The sequence below is a fragment of the Methylocapsa palsarum genome (assembly GCF_900114285.1).
GTDB lineage: Bacteria > Pseudomonadota > Alphaproteobacteria > Rhizobiales > Beijerinckiaceae > Methylocapsa > Methylocapsa palsarum.
In genome coordinates, this window is the sequence record NZ_FOSN01000030.1 from 1 (window position 1) to 18,140 (window position 18,140).

The 18,140-nt window shown below is 56.8% G+C and carries 19 protein-coding genes and 3 pseudogenes; 5 read left to right on the forward strand and 17 right to left on the reverse strand.

From position 1 onward, the window contains the following. Window positions 1-78: 78 nt before the first annotated feature. Window positions 79-225: a hypothetical protein gene (locus tag BM177_RS20245; RefSeq protein ID WP_175492697.1), complete on the reverse strand. Its 147-nt coding sequence runs from the start codon at window positions 223-225 to the stop codon at window positions 79-81. Between the two features lie 590 nt (window positions 226-815). Next, the gene (locus tag BM177_RS18015; protein WP_091686439.1) at window positions 816-1,514 is read right to left on the reverse strand and encodes a sensor histidine kinase; all 699 of its coding nucleotides are present in this window, start codon (window positions 1,512-1,514) and stop codon (window positions 816-818) included. A 274-nt stretch (window positions 1,515-1,788) separates the two neighbouring features. Between BM177_RS18015 and BM177_RS18020 the strand changes: the two genes are divergently transcribed. After that, window positions 1,789-2,025: a hypothetical protein gene (locus tag BM177_RS18020; protein WP_091686442.1), complete on the forward strand. Its 237-nt coding sequence runs from the start codon at window positions 1,789-1,791 to the stop codon at window positions 2,023-2,025. 12 nt (window positions 2,026-2,037) lie between these two features. Here the strand turns inward: BM177_RS18020 and BM177_RS18025 are convergent, their stop codons facing one another. Beyond that, window positions 2,038-2,400 (reverse strand): response regulator, encoded by a 363-nt coding sequence (locus BM177_RS18025; RefSeq protein ID WP_244532433.1) that lies wholly within the window; start codon window positions 2,398-2,400, stop codon window positions 2,038-2,040. Window positions 2,401-3,816: 1,416 nt separating this feature from the next. Continuing rightward, the gene (locus tag BM177_RS20250; protein WP_175492698.1) at window positions 3,817-4,263 is read right to left on the reverse strand and encodes a DUF1236 domain-containing protein; all 447 of its coding nucleotides are present in this window, start codon (window positions 4,261-4,263) and stop codon (window positions 3,817-3,819) included. Window positions 4,264-4,468: 205 nt separating this feature from the next. Between BM177_RS20250 and BM177_RS20255 the strand changes: the two genes are divergently transcribed. Beyond that, a complete protein-coding gene (locus BM177_RS20255) occupies window positions 4,469-4,786 on the forward strand; it encodes a hypothetical protein (protein WP_175492699.1) in 318 nt (105 codons plus the stop codon). 146 nt (window positions 4,787-4,932) lie between these two features. Further along, window positions 4,933-5,526: pseudogene (locus tag BM177_RS18040) on the forward strand (hypothetical protein); the annotation flags it as partial. An 88-nt stretch (window positions 5,527-5,614) separates the two neighbouring features. Here the strand turns inward: BM177_RS18040 and BM177_RS18045 are convergent. Next, window positions 5,615-6,551, reverse strand: a pseudogene (locus BM177_RS18045) (SDR family oxidoreductase). Here BM177_RS18045 and BM177_RS20975 point away from each other — a divergent pair. Next, window positions 6,537-6,662: a hypothetical protein gene (locus BM177_RS20975; protein ID WP_280140595.1), complete on the forward strand. Its 126-nt coding sequence runs from the start codon at window positions 6,537-6,539 to the stop codon at window positions 6,660-6,662. The pseudogene BM177_RS18045 and the gene BM177_RS20975 overlap by 15 nt on opposite strands. A 67-nt stretch (window positions 6,663-6,729) precedes the next feature. Here the strand turns inward: BM177_RS20975 and BM177_RS20980 are convergent, their stop codons facing one another. Then, on the reverse strand, window positions 6,730-6,861 hold the full coding sequence (locus BM177_RS20980) for a hypothetical protein (RefSeq protein ID WP_280140594.1): 132 nt from the start codon (window positions 6,859-6,861) through the stop codon (window positions 6,730-6,732). Window positions 6,862-7,143: 282 nt separating this feature from the next. Between BM177_RS20980 and BM177_RS18055 the strand changes: the two genes are divergently transcribed. Then, window positions 7,144-8,451: a hypothetical protein gene (locus tag BM177_RS18055; RefSeq protein ID WP_139223728.1), complete on the forward strand. Its 1,308-nt coding sequence runs from the start codon at window positions 7,144-7,146 to the stop codon at window positions 8,449-8,451. A gap of 69 nt (window positions 8,452-8,520) precedes the next feature. Here BM177_RS18055 and BM177_RS18060 read toward each other — a convergent pair whose 3' ends face one another. From BM177_RS18060 to BM177_RS18110, 11 genes and pseudogenes are all read right to left on the reverse strand, one after another. Further along, window positions 8,521-9,393, reverse strand: a complete 873-nt coding sequence (locus tag BM177_RS18060) for a formate/nitrite transporter family protein (protein ID WP_091686480.1) — start codon at window positions 9,391-9,393, stop codon at window positions 8,521-8,523. Between the two features lie 72 nt (window positions 9,394-9,465). After that, a pseudogene (locus BM177_RS18065) lies at window positions 9,466-10,256 on the reverse strand (SDR family NAD(P)-dependent oxidoreductase). A gap of 11 nt (window positions 10,257-10,267) precedes the next feature. Continuing rightward, entirely contained in the window at window positions 10,268-11,470 is a 1,203-nt protein-coding gene (locus BM177_RS18070; RefSeq protein ID WP_091686454.1) for a zinc-dependent alcohol dehydrogenase, read from the reverse strand. A gap of 3 nt (window positions 11,471-11,473) precedes the next feature. Beyond that, the gene (locus tag BM177_RS18075; protein WP_244532434.1) at window positions 11,474-12,049 is read right to left on the reverse strand and encodes an SRPBCC family protein; all 576 of its coding nucleotides are present in this window, start codon (window positions 12,047-12,049) and stop codon (window positions 11,474-11,476) included. Between the two features lie 56 nt (window positions 12,050-12,105). Further along, complete coding sequence (locus BM177_RS18080; RefSeq protein ID WP_091686459.1) at window positions 12,106-12,612, reverse strand: YciE/YciF ferroxidase family protein; 507 nt, start codon at window positions 12,610-12,612, stop codon at window positions 12,106-12,108. Between the two features lie 293 nt (window positions 12,613-12,905). Beyond that, window positions 12,906-13,178 (reverse strand): hypothetical protein, encoded by a 273-nt coding sequence (locus tag BM177_RS18085; protein ID WP_091686462.1) that lies wholly within the window; start codon window positions 13,176-13,178, stop codon window positions 12,906-12,908. 23 nt (window positions 13,179-13,201) lie between these two features. Next, window positions 13,202-14,311 (reverse strand): hypothetical protein, encoded by a 1,110-nt coding sequence (locus BM177_RS18090; protein ID WP_139223729.1) that lies wholly within the window; start codon window positions 14,309-14,311, stop codon window positions 13,202-13,204. 278 nt (window positions 14,312-14,589) lie between these two features. Continuing rightward, entirely contained in the window at window positions 14,590-15,012 is a 423-nt protein-coding gene (locus BM177_RS18095; protein ID WP_091686467.1) for a DUF5681 domain-containing protein, read from the reverse strand. Beyond that, entirely contained in the window at window positions 15,005-15,346 is a 342-nt protein-coding gene (locus BM177_RS18100) for a DUF5681 domain-containing protein (protein ID WP_139223730.1), read from the reverse strand. Before BM177_RS18100 ends, BM177_RS18095 begins: the two co-directional genes overlap by 8 nt. Further along, complete coding sequence (locus BM177_RS18105; RefSeq protein ID WP_244532435.1) at window positions 15,346-16,692, reverse strand: site-specific DNA-methyltransferase; 1,347 nt, start codon at window positions 16,690-16,692, stop codon at window positions 15,346-15,348. Before BM177_RS18105 ends, BM177_RS18100 begins: the two co-directional genes overlap by 1 nt. Window positions 16,693-16,780: 88 nt before the next feature. Then, window positions 16,781-17,599, reverse strand: coding sequence for a hypothetical protein (locus BM177_RS18110; protein WP_139223731.1), 819 nt, complete (start codon window positions 17,597-17,599; stop codon window positions 16,781-16,783). Window positions 17,600-18,140 lie beyond the last annotated feature (541 nt).

Consider the following 18,140-nt stretch of genomic DNA (forward strand, 5'->3'; position numbering starts at 1 on the left):
AGAAACCGCGAAACTTGACGAACGCCTGACCCACAAATCATCATCAAGCTGGGGTCAGTTCTAAATGGAAATCCCGGGTCAATTCTCGGCGGAAAGCGACACCATGGCGTTGACGAGAAGGAGGTCGTGGTTGTCTGCCGTCAATTTCGGCGAGCCGAGATGATCCGCTACTTCGAGCGGCTTCCGCCGGTTCTCATCGCCATCGAGTCCTGCGGCAGCTCGCACCAGCGGGCTTTGTCCGCGCAAACAGGCCGGATGTCTGATAGCAAGCGATCGGGTCAGAAATCTGCTACCATCCTGACAAGTGGGGGGCCGTCCACATCTGCAATCTTTATTCGCTGACCCGAAGCCAGGACGCGATGCGGCAGCTCTTCAGCGGGCGCGGGGTAGGGGTTCTCAAACCGAGCGATCAAAACGGGACAGACAGCGACACCCGCCGCTAATGATGGGCGCCCAAGGTTTTGTCTTGCTCCTTGGGCATTTCCCCAGACTTGTGCCGCTGTGCGATGCAGGCGGCTTTTTTTTTGCGCCTGGCTTTTCACGGGCCCGCGAAGGCGGGACAATACGACGCGCCCTGTAAGCTTGACCTAATAAGCCCCAGCCGCCCATTATGCCGCACCGCAGCAAGCTTCTTGCTGCATAGCCCTCTTTGGGCGTTTCCTCCCACTTGGGCCGCTTGCAGCAATGCTGGCGGCCCCTTTTATGGGACCCGCATAGTTTGGGTTAGTGGTTTAATTGTGCCCTCGGCGCAGATACCCTAATGACCCAGCCCGAAGCCATCCCGACGATCGCCGACGTCCGGCGAGCAACCAACTCTACGACTTAGTCATCCGCCCGAATTCTATGACGGTGCTGGATTCCTTGGGTGTGGGAAAGCGAACCGTCACGCTTAAACCGAGGCATGAGCTGTCGAAGTCGGCCTCGCCCTGAAGCCGTTGGGTCAGTGACCTGATCGTTCGGAAGCCGAGATTTCCGCTTGTCGCCGGATCAAACCCTTCGGGAAGGCCGACACCATCATCGGAAATCGTCACGATGCTGGAATTGTCCGGTGCCCTCGAACATGAGAGGGTAATTACCCCTGGAACGCCAGCAGGATGCGCATATTTGATAGCATTTGTAATCAGTTCACCAATCAGAAGTCCTAGCGAAGCGACGTGATCGGCTTGGACAAGGCAACCGATTTCGCAGTCCGATTTGAGAGTATATTTTCCGTCGCCGGACGTGCTCTCAACAATCCCTTCCGCGATCTCACGCAGATACTCCCGAACGTCGATCCATCCATTCTGCTCAGATTGAGCAGCCAAAAGACGATGGACGCGGGCAACCGTATCGACACGCCGGCTGCAATCGTTGAGAAGCCAGACAGCGTCTTCCCTGGAGAACGTTTGCGACCCTGCAAGAGTCTTCGTTTGCAACCGCAAAAGAGATGCGATGAGCGAGAGGTGGTTCGCAATTCGATGATCAGCTTCGGACGAATTCGGCGCATCGAGAAATTCAGAAAGTAGCTGAAGCATGGTCTGCTCCCGTTCAATAACTATACTAGAAAATATCAGACTTCTTCCTAATCTGCGACAATAAAATAATCAGTTTATTTCACATAAGCTCACTTTTACATGAAAGCACTAAATATCATCTATTGCAAAAAAAGCGTCCTAGACGGCTTTGTGGGCCGCGTCTCATAGCGCGTAAAATGAGTAAAATTCGCATCAGCCGCTATTGATGCCATCAGCGTGATTGACTAAATTTTTATCGACGGCCTCAAATTGAGAGGTGAGCGGGGAGGTGAGCATGGGCGATCTTCAGCGTGGCGAACGTCTCCAAATCATGTTGTCCCACGACGAACTGGCGGCGCTGGACGAATGGCGGTTTACCAAACGTATGCCTAGCCGCGCAGCTGCTATTCGCGAGCTTTTGAAGCGGGGTTTAGTCGCCGAAGGTTTTGGACTCGCTGACAGCGGCTCAAAATCGAAGGACTTCGGAATCATCCCAAACGGGAAAGACGCCACCGGCAATTCCGAGGCCTGATTAGGGCGCGCCTCAAATGCGTTTGCCGTGCCGCAATACGCTCTCTCTAATTTCCCGGACCAATGTCGAGGGAGAATAGGGTTTTTCAAGAAAAGGATCGTCACATAAAGACGCTTCAGTTGGGCGCTTACGCCCCGACGTAACAACAACTCCTATTCGGGGCCAGCGCTCGTGAATTTTCTGCGCTAACCCGAGGCCATCCATTGTTCCAGGCATTTGGACGTCGGTAAAGACAACTCGCACGTCGGACCTGGCGTCAAGAACGCTCAGCGCGTTGTCAGCGTTGGTAGCCGTGATCACATCAAAGCCCGCTTCTCCCAGACAATCCTCGGCAGTCGCACGAATGAAGGGCTCATCATCGACGATGAGCACCACCGGCGAATGTTCTGGCTGCCTTTCGGTGGGCTCCCTAAGCTCTGACATAGGCATTCATCTCAACCACGCTAATAGAGAACTTGTAAATAATAGATGAAACAAAAATTAGCTACGATAAGCCAAACCTAAGTAATATATTAATATAATTTGTTTTATATTGATCATGGCGGGTGTGCAAGCTTCGCGCTATGGAGCCGACATCTGCGCAATTTGCGCGGCTACTCTTCCCGACGGTGGGAAGAGTAATACCGATGCCATAACCGAGGCGGGCTTTAGCACTGGTCTTGCACCTCTGTTCCCCCAACAGCCGCCGCCCTCTCAATGCGCGGAGCGAATTCCGTGAGGTAACGCCGGAGAAGCAAAAAGGCCCCGCCGCATCGATCTGCAACGGGGCCGAGTTAGGCCGGGAGGCCGGGGAAATTTCATCAGCTCTGCTCGAGCACGTCCGGCGGCTTGAGGGGCGCTCCAAGCATATGCGGCGGGGCGGCGTGAGCGTCCGGCCGGACTGGCTTCAATATTCAGTGCGGCCGCACGCTGGAAACTGTGTAGACTCGTGCAGAAGTAACACAAAAGACCTGTATTCATGCTACACTGTGCCGAAGAAGGAAACGCACACGGCAAACCCGCATTTTAATTTCTGTGGCGACAGCTAGGACATTCAGGCTGAGCTCGCCAAATTGCTCGCATCGTTAAAGGCTGACCTCAACCCGGCCGACTTCGCCGCCTTCGTCGCCATGGCTGGTAATAGCCAAGCGTCGGATGCGCGGCGCGGGCGCCGTCTTGCGACGGACTCGGGTCCGACCAGCGTTGAACTTTCGACCACCGCCGAGGGTCAAGTCGACCCGGGCGTGGTGTCCCAATGGCAGCAAAGCCAACCCGGCTCGGCCGCCCGGTCCGCGCGTTAAGCAACCCCGCTCGCGCTCACGGCGCTCGGCATCAGATCTTTAGCCGGCGCGCCTACCTAAACAAATTTAAGCGCTTCGCCTTCAGGCGCCGCCCGCGCGTTTAGAAGCGGCGAGAAATCCTGGGAGGTTTGAATGCTCGAAATCACTGTCAAAAGCGAAAACCGTAAGCCCTCTCGATTCAAAGGAATTTGAAACGCGGCAGCTTTGGCTCGCTGATGACGTCGCCGCTGCTAAATTCGTTCGAGATTTCAGCTATAGCTTTGATGTCGTTATCCAAGCCGTCGAGAAAATAGAGACACCGCCGCCAAGCTCGAACGTGCGAGGGAAAACGCGATGAAACTCGCAGTTCTCGCAGCAGCGGGGCTCATTCCGGCAACATCGGCGCTGGCTTGCGCCCACGCGATCGTTCTTTCCATTGTTGCGCGGGCGGTCAAAAGCGCCGCGACCGGACCAAAGAGCCAAAAGGCGTCTAAGACACCGAGCGCAGCGCGATTGGCTCGCGCGCTATCGCTTACCCTGAGAGCACGTCGACAATTTCGAAAGTGTCCGGATCGATGACAAGAATTTCGCCGCCAACCTTCACGATCCGGTACGCTCTCCACTCAGGCACGATCGTCACGATATCGGCTGGAATCGGCTCCCAATATTCAGTGACCGTCCGGGGAAGAACTCCTCCAACGCGAACATCGACGTTAAGGTCAGGCGCCGACCTGACCTGAATATTGGGAATCTCGGAGCGAACTCGCGTGCGCATCTCGGGCGTAATGTTGCCCCTGGCGACGGACCGCCCGGTGCTTTCGATTTCGCCGCGCCGGCCATTTGCTTCATCTCGAGCATTGGGCGCGCCGTTAATGCCGGTACGGTCTTTCCTTTCTGCTCGCTCACGGGCTTGTTCGGCGTTTCCCTCGCGCCCCTGGCCCACGCCCATGGTCTGCTTGTCGCCTTGCTTCCGAGGCATAGCTTTTTCTTCGGCTCTAGGCGTTGTCTCCGATCTTCCCATCGTCCCGGGCTCATTTCCCATAGTTTGGCCGCCGGCAGCGGGCGGCGAGGCCGAGCGGCCAGTATGAGTTGGCTCTCCGACGCCTGCAGCTGTTCCGCGGGTCGCAGCGCCTGGGGCCGTTTCGCCACCCTTGATCTGCGCCTGACTTAACGAAAGGCCCGCGATGAGCGCCGCGGACGCGATAGTGGTTGATAACAATCCCGATTTCATTGTGTTTCCTCCGGGCTTTAAATGCTCATCGAACAACGTACATGCGACGCGGTTCCCTATAACTGGGACAGAAGCGGGCGTTCTCGACCCCGCGCAACGCTTCATGCAGGTTCAAGCTCTCGGCCAAAACCGCTATTTGCGGGATTTGAACATCGGCGTTTCCGCCCTCTACCTGCTCGCCGCGCCGTCGACGCCGGACGAAGTGCGCGAGGCGGATGCAAGCGGCGACGCTGAACTTTTAGCGTCCGTTGAGAGTTCATTGCCCGTCTAAGAGTTTCAAGAATTGCGTGGAAGCGGCGAGAAATCAGGATTTACTAGAGCGAGCGGAGGGGCAAGATGGCACGCTATTTCGCCCTTATTTTAAATTTACTTTTGATCGGATCAATGTCGACTAGAGCCGAAGCGCTGCCAGTGGCTGTGATCGAGGCCGACGATGAAGCTAGCGCTGCGGGTAAGGCCGAAATCATCGACCATGCCTTCGTCAAGCAGCATACGACCGGCTTCGAGGCGTTCATCTAGTCCTGCCGCGACACGAGCTGCGCCGAAATCGAACAGGAATCCGGCCTCGCGCAAGCCGCGCTGCGCGAGGCGGCAGCCGTGTATATTGCCGCAGACAAGGTGATCGGAGTCTATGGCATGGGGCTGACTCAGCACACCCACGGCTCGCTCAACATCGCGATGCTGGTCAATTTGTTGCTTCTGCGCGGCAATATTGGTCGCCCCGGCGCTGGTTGCTGCCCTGTGCGCGGGCAACGTACCAGGGCAGCGCACCGGCTCTTGCCGCTCGACAAGTTCTATCGGGGCAACGGCGCGCACGAGCGAATATGGAAGACTCCGCAAGGCAAAGCGGTGTTCACCACGCCAGGCCAGCTCAATTCGGTTGGGTTCCAGGAAGCGCCGGGCCGCTACCGGTTGATCACGATGCGCTTAAACGACCAGTTCAACACGACGATCTACGGCTATTCGGATCGCCTCCGTGGACTGGAAGGATCGCGCGACATATTGCTGATGTGCCGCCTGCGCCAAATCTGTGCCGGTGCGCCTTGAGGCGCGGTGAAGCCTCCCCACTCCCCTCCGAGTCCGATAAAGAAACGGCGCCTTAAGGCTGACCATTACCTCCAGCGGCCCCATAGACTTGACCGGTGGCGAAGCTCGCGTCGGAATCGGCAAGCTGGACGAAAATCCCGGCGAGTTCGGCAGGTTGGCCAGGCCGGCCAAGCGCTGTCGTTCCGCCAAAGTTTTCGAGCTTCTCCTGGGTTGCCCCGCCGCTGACCTGTAGCGGCGTCCAGATCGGACCCGGAGCCACGCCATTGACTCTTATGCCCTTCGGCGCCAGCTGCTTCGCCAGCGATTTGACGTAATTCATCGTCGCAGCCTTGGTCTGAGCATAGTCGTAAAGATCCGCCGAAGGATCGTAGGCCTGTTCTGACGTTGTTCCGATGATCACTGATCCCGGCTTCAAATGCTGCAACGCCGCCTTGATGATCCAAAACGGCGCATAAATATTCGTTTTCATGGTCCAGTCGAACTGTTCTAGTGGTGATATCCAGGATCGACGCGTGCGTTTGCTGCCGCGCGGCGTTGTTTACAAGAATATCAAGGCCCCCAAGGCCTCGGATCGCATCGTCGACGAGAGTTCGACAAAAAGCTTCGCTGCGGAGATCCCCGGGAATGCCGATCGCGTTGCGACCCTCGTCCTTCATTAGGCCGACCACATCTCGGGCGTCGGTCTCCTCCTCTGGCAGATAATTGATCGCCACATCGGCGCCCTCGCGGGCAAACGCGATAGCCGCGGCGCGGCCGATGCCCGAATCGCCGCCGGTGATCAGCGCCTTTCGTCCGGCCAATCTGCCGGAGCCTCGATAACTGATTTCTCCGTGATCGGGCTTCGGCATCATCTTCGCCGCCAATCCAGGCCAGGGCTGCTCCTGGCGTTTGAAGGGTGGGCGAGCATATCTCAATGCGGGATCGGACAACGGTGAACGCTCAGTGTGCGGAGAGGGCGAAGCCGGACCCTGGCCTTGCGCGAACGCCATCGGCGCTCCAGCGACAGCGAGGCCGCCCCCAACGCCTCCGACGACCTGCCGACGAGAGATTCTATTTACGTCTTTCATGTCTCGTTCCTGCTTTCGCGCGCCAATCTGTGAAGGTTCGCGTTTTCCGACTCGGTAAAGCGCGCCATGGCGTTGACGTTCTGGTAGGTTCGCGAACCTTTTAGCGCTCGCTGAGGCTTCTTGTGTCCGCTGTTCCCGCTTTCAGCGCTCCATATGCGGCCGCCCCCAATGGGCCAAGCATCATGAGCGCGATAAGAAAAACGGCGGCGTATTCGAGTGCTGAAAGGCGCATGTGCATCTCCTCATGAATGACGACGCACAAACAGTCGATCGTGGACATTGTTCCAAGCGGATCGGATGTTCAATGACGCGGATTAGCGCTACGTGATTTACGCAACTCGACAGAGCGTCGGCGCGGCGACACCGAACACAGGAACCTCGGGGTCAGCCTCACGTTGACCGATTCATAATCAAATGTCGCAATGAGCTATGCGTGAACATCTCACCGCAAAGATTTCGAGGTCCCCTGACCTATGACGAAGCGATCGCGGGCGAGGTGTGTGAATTATCGAACTTGGCCAGCGCATTAAGCGAAAGAGTGGAACGTGCCCGCAGCGTCTTTCAAGAGCCGATCGATCTTCTGAACTCAGACTTGAAGCGGGCCATCTGGCCCCGGGATGCCGAGGCGGCGCTTGAAAAGTGCGTGGCGCGATTGCGCCATCGCTGGCTGAACGTTTCAAGCTCCTCGGTCAACCAAAGTTTTCGAACGCCTACTGCTCCCAAACTCATCAAGACTTCGACCGGGCAATTAATAAGTTCAGGATACGAACGCGAATTGCAGCCTGTCGCACTCGAGACCCGTTGTCGCTCGTTTTTCGGGTCACCTCCTGAAGGCTGGACCGCAGATCATGTCGTGCTTTCGAGCGGTCAAGCGGCCATGAATGCAGCGCTTCATCTGGTCCAATCGCTTGATCCGCGGCGAGAAGGGGCGTCGCTATCGTTCGCGCACGTCGGCGCGTATTTTGAAACAACCGAGCTTCTCGACCTTTTTTCTTCCTGCATCAAGGTGACGGCAAGAGGCTGGGACGCCATCGACCGCGGATTGGCGGACGGCCCGCATTGTCTCGTCATCGAACCCGTCTTTTTTGAAGATGGCTTCAAAAAGATTGAGCTCAAGGACCTGATTCGAAAGCTGGGGCACGCGGCTGACAAACTGCGGGCCGTCATTTTTGACGACACGTTGTGCGGCGCTCCACAGCATAGCGGCCAGGATTTGCGCGAGCTTACGGATCTTTTGCTCCCCGTCATTCGGGTGAATTCAGGGCTCAAATTGTTCCAAGGCGGATTTGAGCTAGCCAATGTTGGAATTCTGACCGTTTATTCGCCCGTTTCGGCTCGGTTGCAGGCAAGTGATATTGGCGCTGGCGTGCGAAAAATCCGCTCCTTGATCGGATCGGGGCCGACGATGGCGGAAACGGCTGCGCTCGAAGCTCCCTGGTTCCTCAGCCGGCCCCACACGGATCGCTTTCAGGCAAACGTCTTCGCCAACAACGCGCTCTTGGCGAGCGCCCTGGCGGGCAAGACCAAGAGCTTTGCATCCATTGCGCATCCGACCGTGGACTGCGGGAGCGGTGTATCGCCTTTTTGTGTTCTGACCCTGAAAAAATCGAGCGGGCGCACCTATGAAAACATCGAACAGACCATTGGAGCCGAGGCGCGACTGCTGGATGTGCTCTTCGAACAAGGTGGGAGCTTCGGGTTTCGCGGTCATCGCTACGAAGTGGTGCGCCCTGAGGGGAAAACGCCTTTCCTTCGCGTGGCCGTCGGAAGTCGAGTGGGTTGGTCGCTGGAGGGCATCATTCAACTCCTGCGCCTTATCTAGCTTCGCGCAGCGTGAGGCAAAGGCGACAGCTCTTTTCGGCAAGTTACGCGGTAGCGCTCCTCCCGATATTCACGGCCCGTCGATCGGCATTTTTTTCTCGTTCGTTGAATCAAGCTGCGGAGCCGCCTGACCATAATTGAGGCCGGCCACGAGGGCGACCCCGCCGATAACGTTGCCGATGAACGTAGGAAGAAAGAATCGGGTCGCATAATCGCCGAACGACGCGCGCCCTGTTTCAACGGCGTAGAAGGCGTCGACTGATCCGGCGATTAGGTGGGAAAAATGTCCAATCCCTACGACATAGGTGATGATAATGATAATGAACGGTCGCGCCGACCCGACTGCGGGAAGAATCCAAACCATTAACGCGATTAACCAACCTGCGAAGATCGCTCTGAGCACGGTGGCGCCAAAAGACCCGCTGAGAGCGTGCAAACTGAGCTCGGCAAAGGCGTGGCTTTCGATGGGGTTGAAGATCGGCGCTCGCGCCAGCACAAATGCTATAACCCAAGTCGCCGCCAAATTGGCGAGTAAGACAATCGACCACAGCCGGCCGACTTTGTTCAGGGTTTTCCTGTCTCGGTTATGGAGAAGCGGCAGAATTGGCGTCAGCGTATTTTCCGTAAATAATTGCTGGCGGCCCAAGATAACGATCAGAAATCCGACTGTGTAGCCAAGCGAACTGAGCAGAGGCCGCCATTGAGCATCGGGGAGTCTCGCCTCCAATAGACCCTGCGTCACCAAGGAAAATCCCATCGAAAGTCCGGCCGCCAATCCAGAAAGCGACAAAGCGGATGCGGTGCGGTTGAGTTCCGTCTCGCCCTCGGCGCGGATTGTTTCATGAATGAGCGCGGCGTTCGCGTGGCTTTGTTGTTCAATGGCAGCCTTCTCCGCGTCAGAAAGCTCGGTCAGCTGCGAGGCCGGGCTGAGGGCGTTGCCCACGCTCTCGCCGGAGCCTGCCTCGCGGAGCGCCGTTTGCTCGCGCTGGTGATATGGTCGCCCAAGGGTCGCCAATCAGCGATCAGCCTCTGCTGACCCCGGCTGCGCCATTTTGCGGTGCTGTTCGGCAAGAACAGACGCCGGCGTCACATGAGCCGCTGCGGCCTGGATCTTATTCTTAAAGCCCGACACGATATGCGCTTGTCCCTTCATGACAGCGTTCCATCCGTCGCGCGCCACGTCCGCGGGATCGCTCTTGCTGGTCGACGCGCCGACGCTTGTGTCCAGCATCTGCGCGCGGTCGAAGAATTCAGTTTCGACGGGGCCTGGCATAAGCGTCGTAACAATGTGCCTTTTCTCTCCTTAATCTCATTGCGGATCGCGTCGGCAAAGCTGTCCACAAACGCCTTCGTGCCATTATAAACCGCCTGGAAAGCGCCGGGAATGAACCCTGCGATCGAGCCGGTGATCAAGACCGTGCCGTTATCGCGGGCCATCATGTCCCGCAGCACTTTCTGAAGCAGATAGATCGTTCCGGTAATATTTGTGTCGATGACGCGGCGCCAGTCTGCGACGTCCTGATCGAGAAAGCCGTGGCCTAGGCCGCGGCCGGCATTGGCGCATAGAAGATCGATCTGACGCCCTTGCGCTGCGGCGAGCAAGCTATCGACGCCCTGAAGCGTCGAAAGATCGGCTTCGATCGCGCGCACATCGACCCCATGCCGCGCGAAGTTCTGCTCCGCGGATTGGATTAGCGGCTCGTCGGCGACGACGAGCAGATCATAGCCATTTTCAGCGGCGATGGAGGTCAGTTCGAAGCCGATGCCTGTTGACGCACCGGTGACGATCGCAAATTTCTTCGTCATGATCTTATGTCCTATTCTGCCGCGATTGCGCTATCGGGCACAGACCCAGGCTTGAGCACGACCTTGGTGACCTCATTCTGATTGTCGTGAAACATCTTATAACCCTTCGGCGCATCTTCGAGGCTCATGCGATGCGAGATGAGAAATGTGGAGTCGATTGTCCCCGCGAGGATCGAGTTGAGGAGCTCGGGCATATAACGCTGAACGTGGGTTTGTCCCGTCTTGAGCGTCAGGCCTTTTTCCATGAAGGCGCCTAACGGGAATTTGTCGACGAACCCGCCATAGACCGCAGGCATTGAAACGCGGCCGCCCTTACGGCAGGCTATGATGGCTTGCCGGATTGAATGGGCGCGATCGGTCCCGAGAAAAACCGTCGTCTTGATCGCGTCGAGCACATTGTCGACGAATAAGCCGTGAGCCTCGAGCCCGACGGCATCGATCACCGCATCCGGTCCTATCCCACCCGTCATTTCCATCAGTGCTTCATAGACGGCGCTTTGCTCAAAATTGATGATCTCCGCCCCGAATTTCTTCGCGAGTTCGAGTCGGTGAGGGAACTGGTCAATAGCGATCACCCGGTCAGCGCCCATTAGGAAGGCGGATTGCACAGCGAACAACCCAACCGGGCCACAACCCCAGACTGCTACGATATCGCCGGGCTCGATCTGCGCGTTTTCGGCGGCCATCCAACCGGTCGGCAGAATGTCTGACAAGAAAAGCACTTTTTCATCTTCGACTCCATCCGGAATGACGATCGGCCCTACATCGCTAAACGGCACCCGGACATATTCTGCTTGGCCACCCGAATATCCGCCCGTCATATGACTGTAGCCGAACAGCCCGCTCATCGGTTGCCCATAGAGCGTCTGGGCGATATCCTGGTTGTCGGCGGGGAGTCCGTTGTCGCACGCCGAATATTGGTGTTTGCCGCAATGATAACAGCTGCCGCAGGCGATCGTGAACGGCACGACGACACGCGCGCCCTTTTTTAGCGGGGAGTTTGCCCCGACCTCGACGACCTCGCCCATGAACTCATGACCGAGAATGTCGCCCGCCTTCATAGTCGGGATGAGGCCGTCATAAAGATGTAGGTCAGATCCGCAGATCGCGGTCGCGGTCACTTTGATGATCGCATCCCGAGGGTTCAGTATTTCGGGATCATCGACAGAGTCCACGCGGACATCGTTCTTCCCGTGCCATGTCAGTGCGCGCATCGATCAACACCTTTCCGCTTCGCGTTGCGCTTTGGTGCGGGCCGCGGTCGCGATCTCCCCGGTTTCCATCAATTGCTTGAAGCGCCGCAGGTCTCGCCTTGACTGTATCGCTGGCTCACGCTGAAACATCTTCGCGATCACTTTACCGACCGCGCCGCCGGGCGGGTCGTAGAGGATGGCGGCCGTGACTATTGTTCCGCGCGCTCCGGCATCACGAAACTCGATTCGGCCGCTGTTCGGCACTTGGGCGTCCGCTTCCGAACGCCAGGCGATCAATTCATTCTCGACATCCTCCGTGACGACAGAATCCCATTCTACATTTTGGCCGGCCGGAGCCTTTACAACCCAATGCGAGCGACGACTGTCGAGGGATGAAACAGACACCACATTATCCATGAAGGTTGCAAGGTTTTTGAAATCGCGCCAATACGCATAGATTTCGGCGACAGGGCGGCTGATGGTGACCGCCCAACCAGCCAAGGCGCCGCCGCTCGGCTCCTCTACCGCGTCGCCAGCATCGCGCGGCGTATCCTTATTCCTGGCCGCTACAATTGGAGCGTCGTCGCGCTGTTCGATCACGTTCGCCATCGACCCGGTCCTTCCTTTTCATAGCCCTCCGGCGCCTTTCGGGCCGCTCATTCAGCGACCCGCTGGTTGATATGCTCTTCGGCCAGCTCCGTTAGCCTTTTATTGGTGGCCTTTTCTTCATCAAGCGTCTGCTGGAGTACCGCTGCGCAATCACTACGGCCGAGCTCGTTCGCCCACGTGATCAGCGTTCCGTAGCGGGAGATTTCATAGTGTTCGACCGCTTGTGCGGCGGCGATTAAACCCGCGTCAAGGACGGTCCCGTCGTTGATGTCTCCGGCGACCTCCTTCGCTTCCTTGAGGATGCCATCAATCGCCGGACAATCGATTTGCTTTGCTTCGACGCCGTGCATCTCAAACACTTGTTCAATTCGTCGCACGTGATTCCGGGTCTGCCCAAGATGCTCCTCAAAACCGGTTTTCAGTTCGGGATCATTGGCCTTCTCAACCATGGTCGGCAACGCGATTAGGATCTGTCGTTCCGCATAATATATGTCGCGGAGCGTATGGACGAAGAGATCGTCTAACGTACTGATATCATTTGAAAATAAACCCATTTCGAAACTCCGCGACTAAGGCGTGAGGGTAACCCTTCGGTCGGCGCTGGGGTCAAACGGAAAGCGTGACGCTGGGTTCCAAAACTATCGGCAATAATTTTGTCGGCGTTGACGAACAACCAACCCGGGCTACGTCAAAAACATTTTGGCGCCAGCGCTTCCTCAGCAGCCTAGCCAAACGGGTCGGCGGAGGTGACCGGACATAACGTTGGCGTCTGCTTTGCATCACTAATTCGCGAGATGGAGCGCAGCAAACAGAATTCCGACAATGACCTGGAACCTGCATACGTTCACTAGTTACGCCAATATTCATGCAGCAGATGATGGGTTATTCGGAAAATGAGCGACAACCGGTGGGTATAGACGCGAAACTTTACCTGCGGGACGGTGCCGGTCGGGGCGGACTTCCGCAGAGCCGCGTCAAGATTGAGCGGCGCATCGACGTGGCCGGAGGAGGAGTCACCGACGAGCTTCACGTCGGTGGGGTCGATAACTTCGATCCCGCGCCCCCTCTGCTTTTCGACCGATTCCACAAAGATAGCATTCTTGTCGTAGAAAGGAACCATCGGCGGGTGACCCCACCCATAGTCTAAAACCCTTCGCTATTTCCCAGCGCCGCAGCAATTCCGTAGCAGAATGTGTCCAGAAGGTCATCTTCCCGATCGCGGTCACGATCCCCAATTCGAAAATTCTCGACTTGGTCGAGCAAATGGTTGCGCGAGTGTCGTTTGTAGATAGCCGTCTTATTGAAGGCGTGGCTTGTATATTTGACCATTCCGCGATGCACATAACCAGACACCGAGATCGCCCTCTCGTCCTTGCCCATGGCCGTGAGTTGCGAGTCAATTGGCTGCGCCGGCATGCCGCGTCGGCGAGCTTGTTGCAACAGAATTGTGCCGGAGTTTTTGTCCTCTATGAATGCTCCTATGGAGCCATTCACCGCTCGAGTTTCTCGAGCGAGCGTTTCAAGCCGCTCGAACACAGTCGGTAGCCAGGTTTCGAGAATGGCGCCTTCAATCTGCGCAATGTCCCAGTCCAAAATCAGGAGTGGTGTGCCGCCGAAGCGTTTGTCCACTGCGAAAAAGGTAACGCCGGTTGCGTCATTGTCGGTGCCGGTCTTCGAAGCGGTATCGATGACCGCGAAAACGGCGTCGCAGACGGCGGGGTAGGAAACAGGGCGGTTATCGACGAGGAGCTTTTCCCGGTTGAAAAAGGCCGCGCCGGACCAATCGACGAATTCGGCCATGTATTCCTGAGCGTACACCAAAGGATCATTATCCCTGACAAGGTCAGCCTGAAACTGATCCCTGCGCGCTAGCCAAGTCGCCTCGCCTTCACCCTGCCTTCGCTTCGGAAGCAGTGGATTATCCATCGTTGTCGCATGGAACTCGTGGAAGCCATATTGGGGATCATTGCAGATGTTGCAAAAGAAGTTTTCAGGGTTTTTTCCCGCCGAGTTTGAACAGACGAGCGCCTCGCCGCCGTAATCATAAAGCGTTGGCTTGATCGCCTTCTCCCAAATCGCCATCATCGAGTCGTCCGACCTGTTGTCGCCATCCTTGGCGAAGGCGGCCTCGTCGACGACCACGCGTCGGTAGCGTCGACCGCGACCGGCAATGCGATTTTCCAGGGACCAAAAATCGAGCCTTGCGCGTGTCGAAAGTCTTATGGTTGCCGCGGCCTTCGAACTTGCGTCCAAGATCGGCTCCAGAGTTTGCAATAGGTCCGAATAGACTTCTGACCAGGTCATGTGCTGGGGCGCAAACCACGCGCATTCTTCGCCCTGCAAGAGGCCTTGGGCGATCCAGGTTTTGGCGTAATCCGTCTTTCCGAAGCGCCTTCCACATCGAAGCGCTTTGAAGCGATGCGGCCGCAATGCCCAGTATGCCTTTGCTTGACCGCTATGCAGCGGCGTGAGTGCAATCGTACGTCGCGCGGGCGTCGAGCGAGATGAAAGCGCCATTTTGCATGCCTAGGTCAGCTCTTCGAACGACGCCACCACTCCTCGGACGCGCCGTCACTATTTTTGGCTCCACTTTCAGTCTTCTCGCGTGCGGTCTGACCGGGAAAGTCAGGGAGCCAACCGCTTACTAGGATTTCATTGACGCGCGCCTTATCCTTGTGTTCAGCGCGATCTAGCACGAGCAGGGCGAGTTCGGCCGCGACCAAATCCCCGCGGACGGCCCGATCCACCAATGCCTTCAGGCTCAATTCCCCGGCGGTTGCGACCTTGATTCGGCCACGCTGGCGATACTCGATTAGGGTGTCCAGCGTCTTATTGATATAATCGGCGAGCGGCGTGCTTTTGTTTCTGGGCCGTCCTTTCGGATTGCCAGACATGCCTTTTTTAAATCGGCGACTCCGGGGCGGCTTCCCATAGCCGATTTCGTAATCAGCCATCGCTCTTCTCCGAAGTAAATGTTGCAAGCGCGGTCGTATAATCGCTCTCCTCAAAAATGAGCGCGAGCGAGGCCTCGGCGCGAGTTCTCGCGTAAGCTTGGTATTTTTCGAGGGCCCGATGCGCGCGCAAATTGCCAGTTGTCGCCTTTTGTATGAGCTGCAACATGATCGCTTCGATCACACAAACCTGTCTTGGTTCTCCGCCGAGCGATATCGACATGGGCGCAGCGAGAAGGCGATTGAGGATGTCCAGAGCGCTTTCTGAGCGGTCGCCACGGCGACGACGTCTTTTGCGACCTTGGAGGCGTGGTGCGGACGAGAACGATTTTGGCATTATTGATCGCCCTTCTCGCCAAGCCTTTCAGCGCGAATGTCGTCGACGCTTTTGCCATCAGCATGGACGACGTTACGCTGGGTCAGCTTTCGCCACCGCGCGATGGTGGTATCCACATGGCCTGGATCCAGTTCGATCGCGTAGGCCCTCCTACCGACACGCTCCGCGGCGAGAATGGTCGTGCCACTGCCGCAGAAAGGATCTAAAATAATATCCCCCCGCCGTGTCACGTCGAGGATAGCGTCGGCGACCATTGAGATGGGTTTAACTGTAGGGTGTAAATCGAGGGCTCGTTTTCGCCCATTGCGCGCAAAGCTGTTCATGCCGGGATAGTTCCAGACATTGGTTCGATTGCGTCCGTGCCGGCCGAGTTGGACGTTGTTGACGTGTTTTTCCCCGTCCTTGCCAAAAACAAACACGAGCTCGTGGCGCGATCGATAGAGCGACCCCATGCCGCCATTGGTCTTAACCCATACGCAAATGTTCAGGAGTTCGCAGTCGACCGACTGAATAGCGGAAGTGATCTCCTGGACGTGCCGCCAATCCATGCAGGCAAAGAAAGTTGCGTGGTCAGTCGAGTGGGAGGTCACCAAACGAAAGGCGTCGGCGAGAAAGCAATCAAACTCCTGTTTGGACATTTCTCCGGACGCCATCGGGAATTCGCGGTGCCGTTTCCTTCCTTTGCCCGTTACGTTTCCTTTAATCTGGACATTGTAAGGCGGGTCAGTAAAGACTGCCGCGGCTTTTTCTACGCCGAGAAGGGCGCCATATGCGTGAGAGTCGAGCGCGTCGCCACACATAAGGCGATGATCTCCCAACAGCCAGATATCACCTTGTCGTGAGACGCGAGGTCCGTCGAGAGGCTCGAATTCATCGGCGGCGTCCGTATCCTCTGACGGCTCGAGCGACTGAATGCGAAGATCAATTTCTGGCGCTTCGAAGCCGGTCGCCTCAATCTGGAATTCGACGGAAAGGTCGGAGAGCTCTTTTAGAACCATTGCGAGCTTGCGATCATCCCAGCTTGACCTGTCGGTCAGCTTATTGTCAGCGAGCATGTAGGCCTGAGTTTGAGCTTCGGTCAGGTGCCCAAGTCGGATTACTGGCACGGTGCTCAACTTCAGTAGTTTGGCGGCTTCGAGACGACCATGCCCGGCGACAACGCGATTGGTGCTGTCGATCAGAATGGGCGCGTTGAAGCCAAAGCTTTTTATGCTTTGGGCAATCGCTCTGACTTGCAGACGATTATGGACCCGCGGATTTTGCGGATTGGCGACAAGCGCCTCGACCGCGATCCGACTGAAGACCCCATTATTGTTTCGCGAGCGCGATGATCCGCTTTTTGGCACCGCATTCTCCTGTGCTGCCTTTGAACCGCTCGTCAAAATAATTACGGCTCAACGCTCAAGAGGTCTAAGGCAATGAATAGGGTGCAAATCAGCTTGATTTATTTCCCTTGACAAACTTCTCTCCAATGGTCGTCTGCTCCCAAAAGCTACGCTCGCTATCCATTATTTTCCGGTATTCCACGCGATGTGTTTCGGCCGGTTGCGACATCGCTTCACGAAAGTGGTGCGACCAGGCCTTTAAGTTGTCGGCTCCTTGTTGTCCGCTCGCCCTTCCGACGGAAACTTGCCATAGCGACTCCGCAGCCTCAGCCGCCCCACGACTTCCCACGGGCGGGTATCTGCCTTGAAAAGATTCCCACGTCTCTGAGATCAGAAGCGCGCAAATGGTTCGGGCTGGCAAACCGCGCTTTTCAATGCGTCCGCGTCCCGACTTTATCTTACCGTCTTGTCCAACCAGCAATTCGGACTCGGAGGCATTCGAAGCGCGAACGTAGATGTCGTGAAGCCAGCGCTGCAGAAACATGATTCGTGGAAGGCTTAAGGGCTGGTCGGCACTGCCCAAATAAATGACCAAGTCCCCACGAGTAAGAAATCTCGACAAAACTTCAATTGCGTCCCGAATCTCGGCGAGCATCTGCGCCAAATGCGCGCGAGTCGGCGTTTCGTCATCGAGCTGCAAGTCTCTTTGAACACATTGGAAGCAGACATAGAGCCATTGGATCAGCCACGCTGGTGGCTCAGACGTAATCAGTTTCGCGATGGACTCGAGTTCCGCGTCGTCGCAGACGCGACGGATCGTCGAATAATCTGACAATTCAGGAACGCTCGACCGAGCGTTTTTGGACCGCTTCTTGCGCGGTTGGGCAGTTGGCCTTTCTTCGGCAAGGCTTTTTTTGCTCGTAGCCATCCGTAAGTTCCCTGTAGATATCGCCGGTATTCGCTGTTCGGGGAAACGCAATTCCCTGTTCGGGGCGCGAACTCATTCTACGTAAATGGTTGGAAAATATACCATAGGGCCGAACATCTGGAGACTGTGCGGCGGGAAATGCGCGAAAATTCGCTGATATTGCCGGAAAATCAGCGAAATTCGCGCCGAGACCGGTTCGCACAGGACTGCGTCGTCAGCCAGCATTTAACTTTTTGACATGGATTTGCTTCATAGTGCTGGCGCGCGGCAATTTCTTAGCGAATTCCGGGGGTTTGCGGACCGCGCGTTGACGGTCCGATGCGCAGAGACGGCGCTTCGCCTAATCCTGGCCAACGGCGTCCTGGAATTCTCTCCGCGGGCTTTCAGGGGTTCACTCTTTCGCCAGCGAAACGGCGCTCAAAGCAGGCGATGCTCTTGTGATCGTATGAGGAGTTTCGGCGCCGCCGGGGTTTGGTCAGCGAATGCCGAGGAGGGCTCGCTGCTGCGCCCAGTCAGGCGACAGCCTTGCCGCAAGGCGCTT